At 58.8% G+C, this 15,465-nt stretch carries 10 protein-coding genes; 4 read left to right on the top strand and 6 right to left on the bottom strand.

Annotation, left to right across the window (positions count from 1 at the left end; all coding sequences use genetic code 11):
- Positions 1-92: 92 nt before the first annotated feature.
- Positions 93-2,354 (bottom strand): methyl-accepting chemotaxis protein, encoded by a 2,262-nt coding sequence (locus GVL52_RS00995; RefSeq protein WP_160003391.1) that lies wholly within the window; start codon positions 2,352-2,354, stop codon positions 93-95.
- A 225-nt stretch (positions 2,355-2,579) separates the two neighbouring features.
- Here GVL52_RS00995 and GVL52_RS00990 point away from each other — a divergent pair, with 225 nt between their 5' ends.
- Complete coding sequence (locus GVL52_RS00990; RefSeq protein ID WP_160003390.1) at positions 2,580-3,689, top strand: mandelate racemase/muconate lactonizing enzyme family protein; 1,110 nt, start codon at positions 2,580-2,582, stop codon at positions 3,687-3,689.
- 83 nt (positions 3,690-3,772) lie between these two features.
- Here GVL52_RS00990 and GVL52_RS00985 read toward each other — a convergent pair whose 3' ends face one another.
- The 3 genes from GVL52_RS00985 to GVL52_RS00975 all read right to left on the bottom strand — a co-directional run bounded on the left by GVL52_RS00985 (position 3,773) and on the right by GVL52_RS00975 (position 7,878).
- Complete coding sequence (locus tag GVL52_RS00985) at positions 3,773-4,783, bottom strand: Ldh family oxidoreductase (protein WP_200847750.1); 1,011 nt, start codon at positions 4,781-4,783, stop codon at positions 3,773-3,775.
- A gap of 177 nt (positions 4,784-4,960) precedes the next feature.
- Positions 4,961-5,683, bottom strand: coding sequence for a GntR family transcriptional regulator (locus GVL52_RS00980; RefSeq protein ID WP_160003388.1), 723 nt, complete (start codon positions 5,681-5,683; stop codon positions 4,961-4,963).
- A 527-nt stretch (positions 5,684-6,210) separates the two neighbouring features.
- Positions 6,211-7,878, bottom strand: a complete 1,668-nt coding sequence (locus GVL52_RS00975; protein WP_160003387.1) for a GMC oxidoreductase — start codon at positions 7,876-7,878, stop codon at positions 6,211-6,213.
- 629 nt (positions 7,879-8,507) lie between these two features.
- On the opposite strand from GVL52_RS00975, the gene GVL52_RS00970 reads away from it, so the two are divergent.
- Both GVL52_RS00970 and GVL52_RS00965 read left to right on the top strand, forming a co-directional pair.
- Positions 8,508-9,368, top strand: coding sequence for a helix-turn-helix domain-containing protein (locus GVL52_RS00970; RefSeq protein WP_244619051.1), 861 nt, complete (start codon positions 8,508-8,510; stop codon positions 9,366-9,368).
- Positions 9,369-9,584: 216 nt separating this feature from the next.
- The gene (locus GVL52_RS00965; RefSeq protein ID WP_160003966.1) at positions 9,585-10,406 is read left to right on the top strand and encodes an AraC family transcriptional regulator; all 822 of its coding nucleotides are present in this window, start codon (positions 9,585-9,587) and stop codon (positions 10,404-10,406) included.
- Positions 10,407-10,471: 65 nt separating this feature from the next.
- Here GVL52_RS00965 and GVL52_RS00960 read toward each other — a convergent pair whose 3' ends face one another.
- A complete protein-coding gene (locus tag GVL52_RS00960) occupies positions 10,472-11,392 on the bottom strand; it encodes a helix-turn-helix domain-containing protein (RefSeq protein ID WP_160003385.1) in 921 nt (306 codons plus the stop codon).
- A 245-nt stretch (positions 11,393-11,637) separates the two neighbouring features.
- Here GVL52_RS00960 and GVL52_RS00955 point away from each other — a divergent pair, with 245 nt between their 5' ends.
- Complete coding sequence (locus tag GVL52_RS00955; RefSeq protein ID WP_160003384.1) at positions 11,638-14,427, top strand: winged helix-turn-helix domain-containing protein; 2,790 nt, start codon at positions 11,638-11,640, stop codon at positions 14,425-14,427.
- Between the two features lie 25 nt (positions 14,428-14,452).
- Here GVL52_RS00955 and GVL52_RS00950 read toward each other — a convergent pair whose 3' ends face one another.
- Positions 14,453-15,463: an alpha/beta hydrolase gene (locus tag GVL52_RS00950; protein ID WP_160003383.1), complete on the bottom strand. Its 1,011-nt coding sequence runs from the start codon at positions 15,461-15,463 to the stop codon at positions 14,453-14,455.
- Positions 15,464-15,465: the final 2 nt, after the last annotated feature.

The raw sequence follows: 15,465 nt of genomic DNA, 5'->3' as shown, positions 1-15,465 counted from the left end.
GGCTTTGCACGAGTTGTCAGCTACCGGGACATCCCCGGCTGCGATGGCCACCGCAGCCGGGAATGATTGCCGTTCGTCTCGTTAATGTTGATCTAGCCAGCTCGCCTCATGTCGCGAACGAGGGTGTACGGTCCGCTGTCGCGCGCAACCGTCCTTGGATTTTTATGTCCATCGCTGGAAGAGGTAGGCAGATCGCGCAGTTGGAACCGAGACACGAGCTGCCTCAACTGACCAGCCTCGTCCGCCAATGACAGCCCTGCTGCGTTGGTTTCTTCGACCATGGCCGCATTCTGCTGCATGAACTGGTCCATGTGATTGACGGCTGTGTTGACCTCCGAAAGTCCGGCCGACTGTTCTTGGGCAGAGACGACGATTGCTTCCATATGCTTGTTGATTTCAACAATATAAGCCTCGATGGTCGTGAGTGCCTCTCCGGTGTCGCTCACCAGCCGGACGCCACTCTCGACCTCGACGTTGGAGTTGCGGATCAGCTCCTTGATCTCCTTGGCCGCCTTGGCAGATCGCTGAGCTAGCTCTCTTACCTCTTGCGCAACAACAGCAAAGCCCTTGCCGGCGTCACCGGCACGCGCAGCTTCGACCCCTGCGTTGAGCGCCAGCAGGTTGGTCTGGAACGCAATCTCGTCGATGACGCCAACGATATTCGAGATCGTTGCAGAAGATCTTTCGATCCGTCCCATCGCGTCGATGGCGCCCGCCACGACCGAGCCCGACACTTTCGCACTCTCGTTTGCGTGGATTGCAACCGAACGAGCATCCTCGGCGCGCTGAGCCGCATTGGCGAGGTTGACCGTGATTTCGTTGAGCGCTGCTGCGGTCTCTTCCAGAGACGCTGCTTGTTGCTCCGTCCGACGCGAGAGGTCATCAGAGCTGTGGCTGATTTCATTGATGCCACCATCGATCATCGACGTCGACCGTGCCACGGCAGACAGGGATTGGTGCAACTGTTCCACAGCGGTGTTGAAGTCATTTCGAAGGGACTCGAATTTTTCAGGGAAAACATTCGACACTTCGAAGGTCAGGTTTCCGGAAGAAAGCTGGTTCAATGCCTGGGATATGGCTCTAACGACCTGTTCCTGTTCGGCTCGTGCAGCTTCGCGGGAGATTTCAATCTGTTGTCGTTCTTCCTCGGTGGCTGTCCGCTCCGAGGCCGCATCGCTCTCAATCGTGCGCCCCCGCAGCAGGGCCACCCGGAACCCGTCGAGTGAGGTCGAAAGGTGGCCGATTTCATCGTTCCGTTGTTGCCCGGATACCGGGATATCGAGATTTCCCCGCTTCAGGCCCTCGACGCTCGAGAGCAAGGAATTGAGGGGACGACGCACGATCATGGTCGTGGCGCTATACAAAGCGGCCAGCATGACGCCAACGATGAGCGCGCCAGCGCTCAGCAACATCATCAATTGCGACTGGATAGGCGCGGCAATAACCTTGGTCGGAACGTCCACGATTGCAGCCCAGCTTGTGTTCAAGCCCGGGATTGCAAAGGGGTAGATGATCCGCTCCACGGAGCCGGAGCTTGTTGAAAAATCATGAAGTGTCTGGGGTTTTCCGGAGGTGAGGGCTTCCCGAAGCTCCTGCTCTCCCGCACCTTTGTAGGGTGTCATGAACGTGCTGGCATCCGGTGTCGCGAGCCACGAGCCGGCTCCGGAGACCAACATTACGTGCCCCTCGCCGAACGGGCGCATGTTGGCTACCGCATTTGAGAGCGTCTCCAGGTTCACATCGAAACTGCCCACGCCAAGGAGCTTGCCTCCCGTGGCGACCACGGGGTATGCGATCGTGGTCATCGTGATCTTCTTCGTGCCGGAATCGTAGACGAACGGCTCGGTCAACGTTGGCTGCAAAGTTGTCGCGGGCACCTTGTACCAGGGATCGTCACGCGTCGTGGGGACGGCCGTGAACGTCAGCGGCCCGGTCTCCTTACTCCAGTACGAAGCGAAGTCGCCTGCCGGATTGTTGCCGACCAGAGTGGCACCCTTCATGCCATCCCAGGCGCCATCCTCCTCGATGAACGTGACACCAAAAGCCAAATCGTACCGAGTGACGATCGACTTCATCATCGCCAGTACCATAGGTCGATCCAGGACGTTGCTATCGTGCGCTGCGCCAAGCGCTGCGTTCATCGTCGATACTGCCGAAGAAAGCGCACGAATGTCCTGCGTCACGGTGGAGGCCACTTCGCCAGCCGTCGATTGTGCCTCGCGATAAACAGCCTCTTTCGTTCGCTCGCTACTCTGTATGCCCGATGCGACAATCGCGCCGCCCAATACAAGCACTGTTGCGCTGCCCATGCCGACCATCAGCTTTGCCGACAGTGTACCCAAAATTTTTGCCACAAACTTCTCCCCTTCCGAATTGGATATTGTATAATTTACGCATGGCGGGTAAACGCCACGTAAAGCAGCGCGCCATCACAAGTTTTCAATTGCAAATCTTGGTGGATATTTTATACAATGTACACATTGCGAGAGTCTGATGGGGCAGCCCACATGCTCCGTTCGGTCTAATGCAGCCAGGGAATGCATGCGTTCGGGCTCTTGGGAAATTTGAAAGGTATCACAATGAAAATCATCGGGCTCGACGTGTTCCGATATAAAGTCGGCTACGCTCACGGGACGTACATCATGTCTGGCGACCGCGTGGCAGCCACGGAGGACGGAACCGTCGTCCGCGTTCGCACCGACGAAGGCATTGATGGATGGGGTGAAATCACCACTCTCGGCAAGGTGTATCTCCCGACTTTCCCCGAGGGAATACGAACGGCATTGAAAGACCTGGGCGAGGCGCTGTTAGGCGTCGATCCGGCCAATATCGGCAAGGTCAATCGCGTCATGAATGCCACGTTGATGGGCCAGGAGTTTGCCAAAAGCCCGATCGACATCGCGTGCTGGGATATTCTTGGCAAGAGCCTCGATCGACCGATCTCTGCCCTCATCGGCGGGGTCATCAACGAGCGCTTCCCAATTTACGAAGCCGTACCGCTGGATACGCCAGAGGCTATGGGCGAGTTTATCAGGTCACGGCGAGCGAATGGCATCAATCGCTTCCAGCTCAAGGTGGGCAACAATCCGTTCGACGACATTGCCAGAACGCGCGCCAGCGTTGAAGCCGGCGACGGCAAAACGATTATTGTCGCAGACTCCAATGGCGGGTGGTCGCTCGCTGCTGCCAAACTCGCCATCCAGGGAATGGCGGGCCTTGCCGTTTACGTGGAGCAGCCATGCCGATCGACGGCCGACTGCATACTGGCCCATCGGGGGTCCGGATTGCCACTCGTGCTGGACGAATCGATCGTCAACAACGACGAAGTGTTTCGCGCAAAGTACGAAGCGAATGCCGTTTCGATCAATCTGAAGTTCGGGAAACTTGGCGGGCTGACGAACGTCGTCAAGGCGCGCGATCTTCTTCAGGATCTGAACATGGCGGTTTCCGTCGAAGACATGTGGGGAGGTGACATCATCACCGCCGCGACCAGCCATGTTGCCGCCACCACCCGTCCGGAATCGCTACTGATGACTCCGTTCTTCAATGACTGGACGGACGGCCACCTTGCGAACTATACGCCGCGCTCGTCTGAGGGTTTTGGTTCGGCGCCAACAGGTGCCGGTCTCGGGATCGATGTCGATCTCGCTCGTCTGGGCGCGCCACTGTTTTCGGTCGGCCGCACATAAGCTGGATATCAAGACGCAAGAAGGGCGCGGAACCGAGGGTCCCGCGCCCTTTTTTCTTTTGGCCGACGGTTTAGCGCCGCCGCTTAAATCAGCGTTTTGATGATGTCGTACTGGATGCGTGTCAGCCAGACGCCATCGCTCACAGTGCGCTCGCGTGCTTCGAACCTGCGCTGAGACGGCAGCCTCGCACCTTGTGACACAATGTCGGCCAAGAGGGTTTCCGCTCGCTGCAGGTATTCAGACTTTGCCTCGCCAAGAAAGACATCCGGCGATAGCGCAATAATCAGTTCACCGTGATAGGGCGCTGCCTTGGCGCCGCCGTCAAAGTCCGCCGACTCCGCGCTCGTCAGGTCTCCGATGAGTGGGCCGGCCAAAAGTTCGATCATTGTGGAAAGCGCCGAGCCCTTGTGTCCGCCGAACGTGAGGAGCGCCCCGGCCATCGCGAGGCTCGCATCCGTGGTTGGATTGCCATCGGGATCGAGCGCCCATCCAGGTGGAATCGGCTTGCCGTTCTGGCGATGGAGTTCAACTTCTCCTCGTGCCACCATGCTGGTGGCGAAATCGAATACGTAAGGGTTGCCGTGAAGTCGTGGCCAGCCGAAGGCGAAGGGATTGGTGCCGAAAAGAGGCCTCTTTCCACCGGCGGGCGCAACCCAGCTGTGGCTTGGCGTCATCGCAAGCGAGACAATTCCCTGGTCGGCGAGGGCCTCAACTTCCGGCCACAGTGCTGTAAAGTGCACGCACCGATTGATTGCCATTGCCGCAATACCGTGCCGGTGCGCCTTCTTCGCCAGTTCGGGCGCTCCCATATTGAAGGCCAGCGGTGAGAAGCCACCATCGGCGTCCACCCGAACGATCGAAGTCTCGTCCGTGCGAACGTGAGGCGTGGCAGATAGGTTGACCTTGCCGGAGTTCATGGTGCGAACAAGGCCCGCCAGGCGGTAGACGCCGTGCGAGGCGCATTCATCGCGCTCAGCGGCAACGATGATGTCGGTGAGTGCGTCCGAGTGGGTCGGTGCCAATTGGTGATGAACAAGGACCTGACGAGTAAGCGCTTCGACTTCCGCCAGGCTCAGATTGACCAGTCCGTCCACCTGTCTGGGACGTGCACTCGCCGGAATTGGTGTCATTATTCCCCAAAGGCTCCCAAAAGGAGCGCGGTCATACGATAGGTTTAATATTGTATAAAATATGCACACGATCGACGCAACAGCTATTTCTGTTGCTCACGACAGGTAGCCGCTGAATTCAACGACGGTCGGGTGGGGCCATCAGTCGTCCGAAGCGAGGGAAAGCACTTTTCCGTAGTTCTTCGTGCTCACGCTCTCGTGCCGATCCTGGAGAAGTTCGACAAGCACGGTCCGAATATGATCGATGTGATCGTGCATCAGCTTCGCACCCTCGTCGAACTTGCCCTCCCTGCAGAGCTTGAGCAGTGTTTTGTGCTCCTCGACGGCCCGATTTCTATCGGCGGTGATGTTAGACAGCTGAATTCTGGTGTGGCGGTCGCATTCCGCCAGAAGGCTTTGCACCGTCGAAACCACCCGCGGGCTTCGAGCATGCTTGTAGATTGTCATGTGGAACTCGGTGTTCAGTACGTTCCAAGCGTTAACATCGACCGCGTCCATTGCCGTCTCGTACTTGTCGAGGTTTTTTTCCAGACGGGTGAAATCAGCCGGAGTCAGATAAGGAGCCGACCGCTTTAACAGAAATGGTTCCAGCAGGATGCGAATGTTGAACAGTTCCTCGATCTCCTCGGTGGAGAGCTCGGCGACGACTGCCCCTTTATGGGGGAGGATGTTCAAAATGCCTTCGCTCTCAAGAAGCACGAGCGCTTCCCGGATCGGAATCCGGCTCATTCCGAATTCGGTCGCGAGAATATCCTGGCGCAGCCGCATGCCGGGAGCATAGATTCCGCCGAGAATCCGGTCGCGGATTTCCTCAGCGGCAGCTTCCGCCATTGTCTTGTGCTTCAACCCTTTGCCGACAGCCATCTATGGAATCCTCAATTTATTCCGCGCATCAAAATTTTGATCATTTTATACAATGAAAACTGATTTTGGCGCAACCCATTGTCCTGAATAGGGAATAGCAATCGGCCTTGATCACAACGGCTGCATTGGAGTGGTGCGATTTCAGTGAGTTAGGGTGCAGTTGGATATCCCGGAACCGAAGACGAATTGGTTAACAGGATATTCTAGCCAATATACGAAATCGCTTTAACTGGGGCTGTTTCGTGTTTGGAGGGTACAATGCTGATTGATCTAGGCGTTTGCACAAATCGGCGGCAAGTGCGCATGAATAGAAGGTAAGAAGGACGGGCATCGACACAACGCGCTCGGTTGCATCGTCAGCCTTTTTTTCCGTCGCAGAATGTCGGAAAATCGTATGTGGTGCGCTGCCCCAGGTGATCTTTGGGCTCGGGTCGCTGATCGGCTTCCATGGGAGACGAAGGGGAGGCTCAGTTGGAAATACTCACGACCGGGAAGGTGCGGCTTTACTGCGCCGAAGGCGCGCGTGTTTATCCTGACAGCGCGATCCCGTTCCTGCCCGACGCGGATGTTTCTGCATGCATTGGAGAACGTTGGGCAAGCTCGGCGAGATGGCTAGCCAATCTGAGCGCCATAGCGACAGCCGGCAGGGTCGGATTTGCCTGGCTTGATGTCGGAAAAACCGAGCTGCCAGCGATGTAGAGGTTGCTGATGTCATGAACCTTGCAGTTGCTGTCCACGATGCCATGGGCTCGATCCAGCGACATTCGCGTCAAACCAATCTGGTGGTAGCCGTCCAACGCCTGGCCGGCGACCCATTCCGCGCACATGTCTCTCGGCTTCATGAAGGCCAATGTTCCAAGGTTTGTTCTCGACAGGAAATCAGCGAGCAGATCATGGCCCCTGACCACAGATGTGTAGTCCTCTGGCGCATAACGAAAATCGACGTCCAGCCGATGACTGCCATTGTCGTCTTTTGCGCTTGCTAAGGTTACGCGGCTCTCGGCCAGGGGACTGTGCTCCGCATGATAGCGCAACAGGTACGAATTGGTCGGCGACACGAAGGAGAACTGGGGGTAGTAGGCTGGCGACAATAGCCTGCCCGCGAGCAAGCGCGAGCTTTCGTAAACCGTCTGGACCGGGTGGGCCGCGATATTGCGGAAATGTGCGCTGGTGGCTTCGGACGCTGCTACCGTATGGCTGAATATCGGATCTCGCGCGCGCCGGATGAGATGTCTTGCCATGTGAAACAGCGACACCGCGCCGTTACCGGCGATAATCTCGTCCGGTCGCAAACTGTCCGGCCACATGGCGATATTGAGAAGGCGATGCTGTTTTTGTAGCTCCGCCGTCGGCATGAAGCGGTCTCGAACAATAGAGCCGGTTGCGGCGCGCTTGAATAGAAAGCGTTCCGCGCGTGAACTGGATGAAAAAGTGATCGTCGCAATTTCGCCGGTCAAGTGACCCATGTAGTAGCGTCCAAGCGGACCGCCGACGCCGCCGAAAAGGCTGGAAAATCGCCGCTGCAACTCAAGCAGGAGGCGCGTGTTTTCGCGCCCACCTGCGGCAAAGACAAAAAGCGGCGCCGCTATCTGGCTGCTCATTGCCCTGCCGACAACGGTCAACGCCGATAGCCGTGATCCTTCCGCATCGAAATGCAAGCGGCTTGCTGTTGCATGCCGGATGACAATCAGGCGGCGGTGCTCTCGAAGCCGCTTGCGATGGACCCGGGCGGCATTGGGTGTGCGGGTCCAGCTTTCACGCGACAGTGTCAGGTCACGATCAGCGATGTCCGCGGCAGGCCGATCCTCGTAATCCGCGGTCAGCATCGATCTCGCTGCTGCGTAAAAAGGCTTGAGGACATCGTGGCCGATTGGCCATGCCGCATCGGCAACATGGTCTCGCGGTTCGAAATCAAGATCATCATACTCGACGCACCGGCCGCCCCACCGCAACGAGGTTCCGCCGATTGCCCTGACGACGGTCGCCTCTGACGAGTGATGGTAGTCGTTGTTGTAAGATGCAAGTGTTGAAAGCTCGCGGCTGAGCTTGTCCGGGCGATTGCCCCCGGACTCAACCAACAGCGTGTTCAATCCGCTATCGGCAAGCGCAAGGGCGAGCGCAATTCCGACAGGGCCGGCCCCAACGACGCAAACATCGCACCAGGGATTTGGAATTGCTTTCAATTCGGAGAACATGAATGTTTACCCCCACTTTGAAGGCGTAAACGCTCGCATATAAACATTGTAGCGGCAAGCATATATATCTGCGGTGAGTAATGGTTTGAATAAAAGCAAGTAAAGATCGCGATAAAATCATTGAAAAATAATCGCAAAACGGGATGATGACAGAAAAAATCAGTGCGGCTATTACGAATGATTTCGGAAGGTGAGGAGTTGGCGCAACAGAAGACCGGGAACACGGGTGGCTTACATTGAGACTCGACGACAAGGGCTCCCAGGAATTGGAGTTTTTTGACTTATATTTGGTCGTAATTCCGGGTGCTGCTTTTGACCGTTGCAGCATGAACGCTGACAATCGCTCCAATCGCTCCAATCGCTCCAATCGCTCCGGATGCGACCGGAAACGACAAATGGCAATCGCCCGGTTCAAGATTGCAGCCGAAAAACCTGCAATCCTCGGTCGAGACAAGCCGAGCGCTGAGTGCCTATGGTGATCAATACATAGCGACTGTTCACTATTGTCTCGTGGCGCATGCTGAAATAGGCTGGCTTTCTTGAGAGGCCCAGTATCGAGTGCGCCAGCTGGGGGGATTGCCGTGTATGATGTCGGAGCAACTGAACAAAGCGTAGGCCAGCATTTCGGCTTGACGCACGCTCCATGTCTGACGCTGAAGCCGATCAGAGCCGCGCTATTCTCGGTCACCCATCTGCAACGCGAAGTCGAGAAAGGTCAGACCTTCACCGTCGACCTGCCAGCAGAGCGGGGCTATTTCCTCATGCTCTACCTGAAGGATGCCCACCATTGCGACATCGCTGACAACGGTCAGCAGGCGCAGCTGATCCACTACCGCAGCGGCTCGATCTGTCTCGTAGATCTCGCGCAAGGTGCTTCGATCTGCCTTCATAGCAGCCTGGACGCCCTCGGCTTCGTCCTGCCGCAAACACTGTTCGAAGAATTGTCGGAGATGGCACCCGACGCGGCCCCGCGGGACCTGAGATGCAGGCGAGGCGAACTCGATGCTGTCATGCGCAATCTGGGCGCCGCGTTGCTGCCGCTCCTGCGCGGCGTCGGGCAAACAGCGCCGGCGGCACTCCAGCACATTGCAATCGCGATCTGCGCGCACTTGCTGCACACCTATAGCAGCGCACCGCAGCGGAGCCAGAGCGGGAACGCCATGCTTTCCGTTTGGGAGGAGAAGGCTGCCAAGGAGTTCATGGTCGATAATTTGAGCCATGACATCCGTGTTGCCGCCATTGCCGCACAGACAGGCCTATCGGCCGGCCATTTCTCGCAAAGCTTCAAGCATGCAACCGGCTCCACGCCCCATCAATGGCTGATCCAGGTCAGGGTCGAAAGAGCCAAGGAACTGCTCGCCGACCGCGCCATGGCCCTGGTCACCATTGCAAAGGAGTGCGGCTTTTCGGACCAGAGCCATTTTAACAAGGTTTTCCTCAGAGAGACCGGCTTGACGCCCGCCGGATGGCGCCTGCGTGGATTGCAGTGATGTTCTGCGCCCCACCTCAGGCACGTCCGCCTACAGCGTGGAGTCCGCAATAGTCTTTTTGTAAAAATTTCCGATGTTTTTTACCAAAGTCGCTGTATGATGCACAAGCCCGTCAAGCCCGACGGGCCATCGAGGTTTGAAGCTCGCGAGGGGCCTTTGACAGAACAGCTGCGACAGAGGCTTTCCGAAGACGTCCCTGCGCCCCGTCTGTCCAGCATGACGGTGTCCGACATCGTCATCACGCGCACCAGCTATGACGACTTCGACCTAAATCCAAGCCCGGCCATTCCCTGCGCCGATGCTTTCGGCGTCATCGTGCAACTGATGGATTTCCAGTCGCATCGCCTGTGGCGGGGCGGTGAGCTGGTTTACGAGGGCGGCCACGCCAAGGGCGCGCTTGCGATTACCGATCTCCGTGAGGGGTGGCAGTGCCACCATCGGTCACCATTCGACAATCTGCGTTTCCACATCCCGTTCTCGCATCTTCGCGATTTCGTGTCGGAGGTCGGGCGGCCGGATTTTGCCGGCTTCGAATGTCCGCCCGGAACGACGGACGATGTGATTCTCGGGTTGGCTCAGGCGCTTCTTCCTGCACTTGATGCGCCTTTGCAGACCAGCCGGCTGTTCCTCGATCAGATCAACCTGGCATTGCTGACGCATCTCACCCAGACCTATGGCGGCCTGCATTTCCCACCACGCAAAAAAGGCGTGTTGGCGCCTTGGCAGGAACGACAGGCGACGGATTTCCTCGCCGCGCATGTCACCGAGGCATTCACGATCGCCGAACTGGCTGCCGTTTGTCAGCTGTCCAGAAGCTATTTCATCAAGTCCTTCAGGCAGACGTTCGGCCGGACGCCATACCGTTGGCTGACCGAATACCGCGTGGGCAAGGCAAAGGAAATGCTGCAGAAGGACCTGCCGCTCGCCGAAATCGCCATCGCCTGCGGATTTGCCGACCAGAGCCACATGACCAGAGTGTTCTCGCAGATTGCCCGGCAGTCTCCTGGCGCCTGGCGCAAACACAATCGAAGGCTTTAGTCCGCTTTCGATCGTCAGCGCACAACAGGCGATGCCTTGAAGCTGGCGCTCGGGAACTGGACCGTTCAGCTCGCTTCGATCTTCCCCCGCTCGCGTCGCCATGTCGCTGGCGGATCTCCCATCATCTTGGAAAAGCTTCTGGAGAAATGGCTTTGATCGCCGAAGCCACAGGCCGTGCCGATCTCGCTCAGCGGCAAGGTCGTGGTGCGCATCAGATGCGTGGCGCGTTCGATGCGCCTGACCAGCATCCAGCGATAGGGTGGAATGCCGGTCGAGGCTTTGAATGCCCTGGCAAAATAGGCGGGAGATAGGGCGCATGCTGCGGCAAGATCGGAGAGCGAAAGCTCGCCATCCAGATTGGCTTCCATCATTTCGGTGGCCCGGCTAAGCTGCCAGGGAGCGAGGCCGCCGGTGTGAACCGGGACAAGCTTTCGCGCTTCGCCATAGGTGATTGCCATGTGGGCGGACAGTGCGAGCCCCAAGTGATCGACAAACAGGCGGCTTGCGCGCTCCGGCTGGTTGAGAGCGGGTAGCAGGGCGTTGACAAGGCCGCGAACCGTCGCGTCATCGGTGTCGGCGCCCGGGCGCACGTTCAGGGTCTCCACCTGTTTGCCGCCGAGGTCCTCCGACAGTGCGGCGAGCGCCATCCGCGGTATGTGAAAGTTGACGCAGTCGAATGCCGATTTCATGTTGGCCTGCCAGAGCCTGTTATAGTCGTAGAGGGTGAAGTTGCCCTTGCGGGCCCGCGGAAATGTCACGGCCTTGCCGTCAACCCAGAGATCCCCCTGATAGTCGTGCAATTGCACCGACATCATGAAGGCGTCTTCGGTGGAATGCTGCCCGACAAGTCCGTGGTTCGGCGCTGCGCGCGTCAGGCGCGTGGCTGTCACAATGCCCTTGTCCAGCACCGTGGCCACAATGGTCGCTGCCTGCCTGACCTTCAGGTAATCCATGTACTGGTTGCTGTGGACCGGGTTTACAGACATCTACGCCTTCGCGACCAAGGTTTTTATCAGCAGACTCTAACAGTCTTGCGCAGGGCGAAATTGTACAGGAGTCCGCAAAATTGTCAGAGAACATCAAACTGCGTTGACGATCGTCAAGCGGCGGTCGTTTGGATGCTATTGTTCCAAAGAGTGACCTAACGTTCTATTTTGTTGATTGCATCTGCCTATAGGCTCCCATGCGCTGGCGCGGCTTCGGCCGGCAGCGAATGCGGATTTAAGGGACGATGAGAGAAACAGCGCCCAATACGGTTACCTTCGGCCCCTTCGTCCTCAATGTGACGCAGCGGCAGCTGCATGAGTTGGGCAGCCAGGTGCGGCTGGGTAGCCGAGCGATGGCGATCCTTGTCGCTCTTGTTTCCAGGCCCGGAGAACTGGTTTCCAAAAACGACCTGATCGACAGTGTCTGGCCCGATGCCACCGTCGATGAAAGTGCGCTGAGGGTGCACCTGTCGGCACTGCGCAAGGTGCTGGGAACGACTTCGGACGGTGGTCCCTATATCGTCAATGATACCGGGCGAGGCTACCGGTTCAACGTTCCCCTTGGCGAGGAGCCACCGCACCCTCAGCAGCCGCAGCCGGCGACGCAAACTACGGCACTCCCGCTCAGTGTCGCCCGCATGTTCGGGCGCGACGATGTGGTGACGACGCTGGTCGATCTACTGCCCGCGCGCCGCCTTCTGACCATTGCCGGGCCAGGCGGCATCGGCAAGACGACCGTGGCGCTTGCCACCGCGCGGCGGTTCGCTGAAGTGCACAACGTCCCGACAGTTTTCGTCGATCTCGCGCCTGTCATGGATCCAGGCCTGGTTGTCGCGTCCGTTGCCTCGCTGATCGGGGTTGCGCCTGCTGCCAAAGATCCGCTGGCAAGCCTGCTCGATGCACTGGGCGACAAGCCGGTTCTTCTTCTCATCGACAATTGCGAGCACCTGATTGACGCCGTAGCGGCCCTTGCCGAGGCCATGACCCAGCGTTCGCCCAGCGTGCTGCTGCTGATCACGAGCCGTGAGCCGATGCGGGCTGCGGGCGAATGGGTGCATCGGCTGGCAACGCTTGGCATTCCGGGCGCAGACCTGACGCCAACAGTGGAGGCGATTTCGGCCTTTCCGTCGGTCCAGCTATTTTGCGAAAAGGCGACGGCGAGCGCCGAGGAGTTTCGTCTGACAGAGCGAGAAGCGCCGCATGTTGCCGAGATCTGCCGGCGCCTTGATGGCATTCCACTGGCAATCGAAATGGCCGCAGCGCGGATCGACATGCTCGACGTCCAAACCCTCGCCCGCCGGCTGGACGATCGGTTTGCCGTCCTGACCACCGGACGACGGGCAGCGCTGCCACGCCAGCAGACGCTGCGCGCCACGCTGGATTGGAGCCACGATCTTCTCACCGACACCGAAAAGACCGTCTTCCGTCGCCTCTCCGTTTTCACCTCTTCGTTTAGCCTTGCCGCAGCCTCCTATGTCGCCCATTGCTCTGAAGTAGAACGAGACCAGGTGTTTGACGCGCTCACGGCCCTTGTCTCCAAGTCGCTGGTCACCAAGGAGCGCAGGGACGACGGCTTCGCCTTTCGTTTGCTCGATACCACCCGCCACTACGGCGCCGAGCAGCTGCGGGCGACGGATGAAGAGGTGGACTATCGCCGCAAGCATGCGCGCTACTGCATCGACATGTTCGACGGCGCTGATGGTGCGTGGGAAGGCAAGGACCCCGCCCGGTGGCTCTCGGTCCTGCGGCCGCGCATTGATGACATCCGCTCGGCGCTGCAATGGGCGTTGTCCGATGTGGGAGACGCCAGGATTGCGCTCGACCTGGTAGTCGCGGCTGCGCCTCTATTCTTCCACATGTCGTTACCGGACGAATATCTGCGCCTGGCGGAAAGGACGATGGCCAGCATCGCCGGAAGCAGCCTGGAAGGGTCGCCGCATGAAGTCGAATTGCTCATGTGCTATGGTCATGCGCTCTGGCACACCCGCGGCCCGTTTGCCGAGATGGCGGAGGCATTCAACCGGGCGCGATCGATTGCTGCGGCGATTGGCAGTACGGCGCTGTCGATCCGTGCCAGCTGGGGCCAGTGGGCGCAGGCGATCCTTGCCGGTGACTACCGGATTTCTCTCGCGCATGCGATCGATCTCGAACGATTGGGTCATCAATCCGCAGATGTCGCCAGCCTCATCACCGCAAACCATATGCTGGCATTGAGCGAGCACTTTCGGGGCAATTTCGCAACATCGGAAGCCCGCCTCGAGCGGGTGATCACCAGCGATGCCAGCCCCGTGCGGGCGAACCATACCAACCATGCCCAGGTCGATGGCAAGATTGCCGTTCAGTCGCTGCTGATGCGCAATCTCTGGATCAAGGGCGATGCGGCCGCTGCATTCGATCTTGCGAGCGCCTGCGCTCATGATGCGCTGTCGTTGGATCATGATCTGTCAATTTGCTATGGGCTTGCGATCGGTGCGATACCCGTCGCGATCTGGACCGGGCAACTCGAGACGGCAAGAACGCTTCTGCCGCATCTGCTGGCCAGAACCATCCGCAAGGGACTGACACATTGGGGCGCATGGGCGCGCGGCTTTGCTGCGGCACTCGGAGATCGGACAGTGGACTTCGCCTCGGGTGCCACGCAGATGCAGCTCGAGGTTTTCGCAACCCTTTCCGATGTAACATTCGCAACCTGCCTACCAGACCGCTTGGCCACGGAACCTGGCCTCTGGTGCGGCGCGGAAATTCTGCGTCGGAGCGCGGTTCGTCGAACGAATATCGGCGACAACGAGAAGATCTCGTTGCTGCGGGACGCCAGACAGTTGGCCGGATCGCAAGGCGCTCTGGCGTTCGAGCTGCGGTCCGCCACGAGCCTCGCGGAATTGTTGGTCCAGCAGGGAAGGCGGTCTGATGCGATCGCAGAGCTTTCGCCGATCGTCGGTCGAATGGCCTCAGGCGGAGACACGGCCGACTTGAGAGTGGCGACAGCCGTGCTCAACGCCTCGGCAAAGACTACATCGCTGTCCGGTCTGATCTGACCGGCTGCTCGACGGGCGCTGTTCTTCAGGAATGAACAAGCGCCCGTCGAAGCTCGGATTGAACCTGTGCCATCGCAGCTCGGGCAGCAGCTGTCTCGGCAATGCGGTCGATGATCAGGAAATCATGGATCGTTGCGAGATAACGCGTCGCACAGACATCGACGCCGGCACGCACCAGGCGTCTGGCGTAAGCCTCGCCCTCATCCCGCAGCATGTCGTTTTCTGCCGTGATGATCAGCGCTGGCGGCATGCCCTGCAAATCTTTGATCTCCGCCGATAGCGGGAACGCCAGCGGGTCATGCTGCGGCGGAGCTTCAGCGTGATAAGCCTCGATGAAGGTGTCGAGCGCCGGCTTCGTCAACCAGGGGCCCGCTGCGAAAGCAACGCTTGATTCTGTCGGCATCCGATCGGATGTCAGCGGGCAGAGAAGCAGCTGGAAGCGGATCGGCGCCTGCTTTCGGCGTTTTGCCAGAATACAGAGCGCAGCGGCGATATTTGCGCCGGTCCCGTCTCCACCAACGGCAAGACGCGTCGCGTCGAGCCCGTGGATGTCGGCCGACCCTGTGAGATAATCGATGACGGCACAGCCCTCTTCGATTTGGGTGGGAAACCGCGCGGCGGGTGCATGAGAATACTGGATGAACAGAACTGCGACCTCCGCCGAAGCAGCCAGTTGCCGCACGAACCGATCATGCGTCGAACGGGTGCCGGAGATCCAACCGCACCCCGGGAAATAGAGCAGGACCGGCAGTTTGTCCGGCCTGTTGCCGGGCTTTACGATCCGAACGTCAATCGACCCGACCGGTCCGACAGGCAGGCTGATGTCCTCGACCATCACCAGAAACTCGTCCGGGCCGGAAAACTGCATAGCGCAGAAGCGCCGAGTGCCATCGTCCGTCATGTAGGTGGGCACCGGACCACAGCCATTGGCATAGTCCAGAAACTCCTGCGTCACATCATCGAGCACCGGATGAGCCGAAGCAGGGCTCACGGCGACCGGGACCTGGCTTTGGTTTGTGTTGTCTAGGTCGCGCATCA

This window comes from Rhizobium sp. 18055, assembly GCF_902706285.1.
Taxonomy (GTDB): Bacteria; Pseudomonadota; Alphaproteobacteria; order Rhizobiales; family Rhizobiaceae; genus Rhizobium.
Note: the sequence above shows the minus strand (reverse complement) of the source record. Positions and strands in the feature narration are given on the sequence as shown.

Excerpts from the sequence above, each read along its gene's own strand:
- GVL52_RS00990 (WP_160003390.1), top strand. The coding sequence starts at position 2,580 with ATGAAAATCATCGGGCTCGACGTGTTCCGATATAAAGTCGGCTACGCT.
- GVL52_RS00980 (WP_160003388.1), bottom strand. The coding sequence starts at position 5,683 with ATGGCTGTCGGCAAAGGGTTGAAGCACAAGACAATGGCGGAAGCTGCC.
- GVL52_RS00975 (WP_160003387.1), bottom strand. The coding sequence starts at position 7,878 with ATGTTCTCCGAATTGAAAGCAATTCCAAATCCCTGGTGCGATGTTTGC.
- GVL52_RS00965 (WP_160003966.1), top strand. The coding sequence starts at position 9,585 with ATGACGGTGTCCGACATCGTCATCACGCGCACCAGCTATGACGACTTC.
- GVL52_RS00960 (WP_160003385.1), bottom strand. The coding sequence starts at position 11,392 with ATGTCTGTAAACCCGGTCCACAGCAACCAGTACATGGATTACCTGAAG.
- GVL52_RS00955 (WP_160003384.1), top strand. The coding sequence starts at position 11,638 with ATGAGAGAAACAGCGCCCAATACGGTTACCTTCGGCCCCTTCGTCCTC.
- GVL52_RS00950 (WP_160003383.1), bottom strand. The coding sequence starts at position 15,463 with ATGCGCGACCTAGACAACACAAACCAAAGCCAGGTCCCGGTCGCCGTG.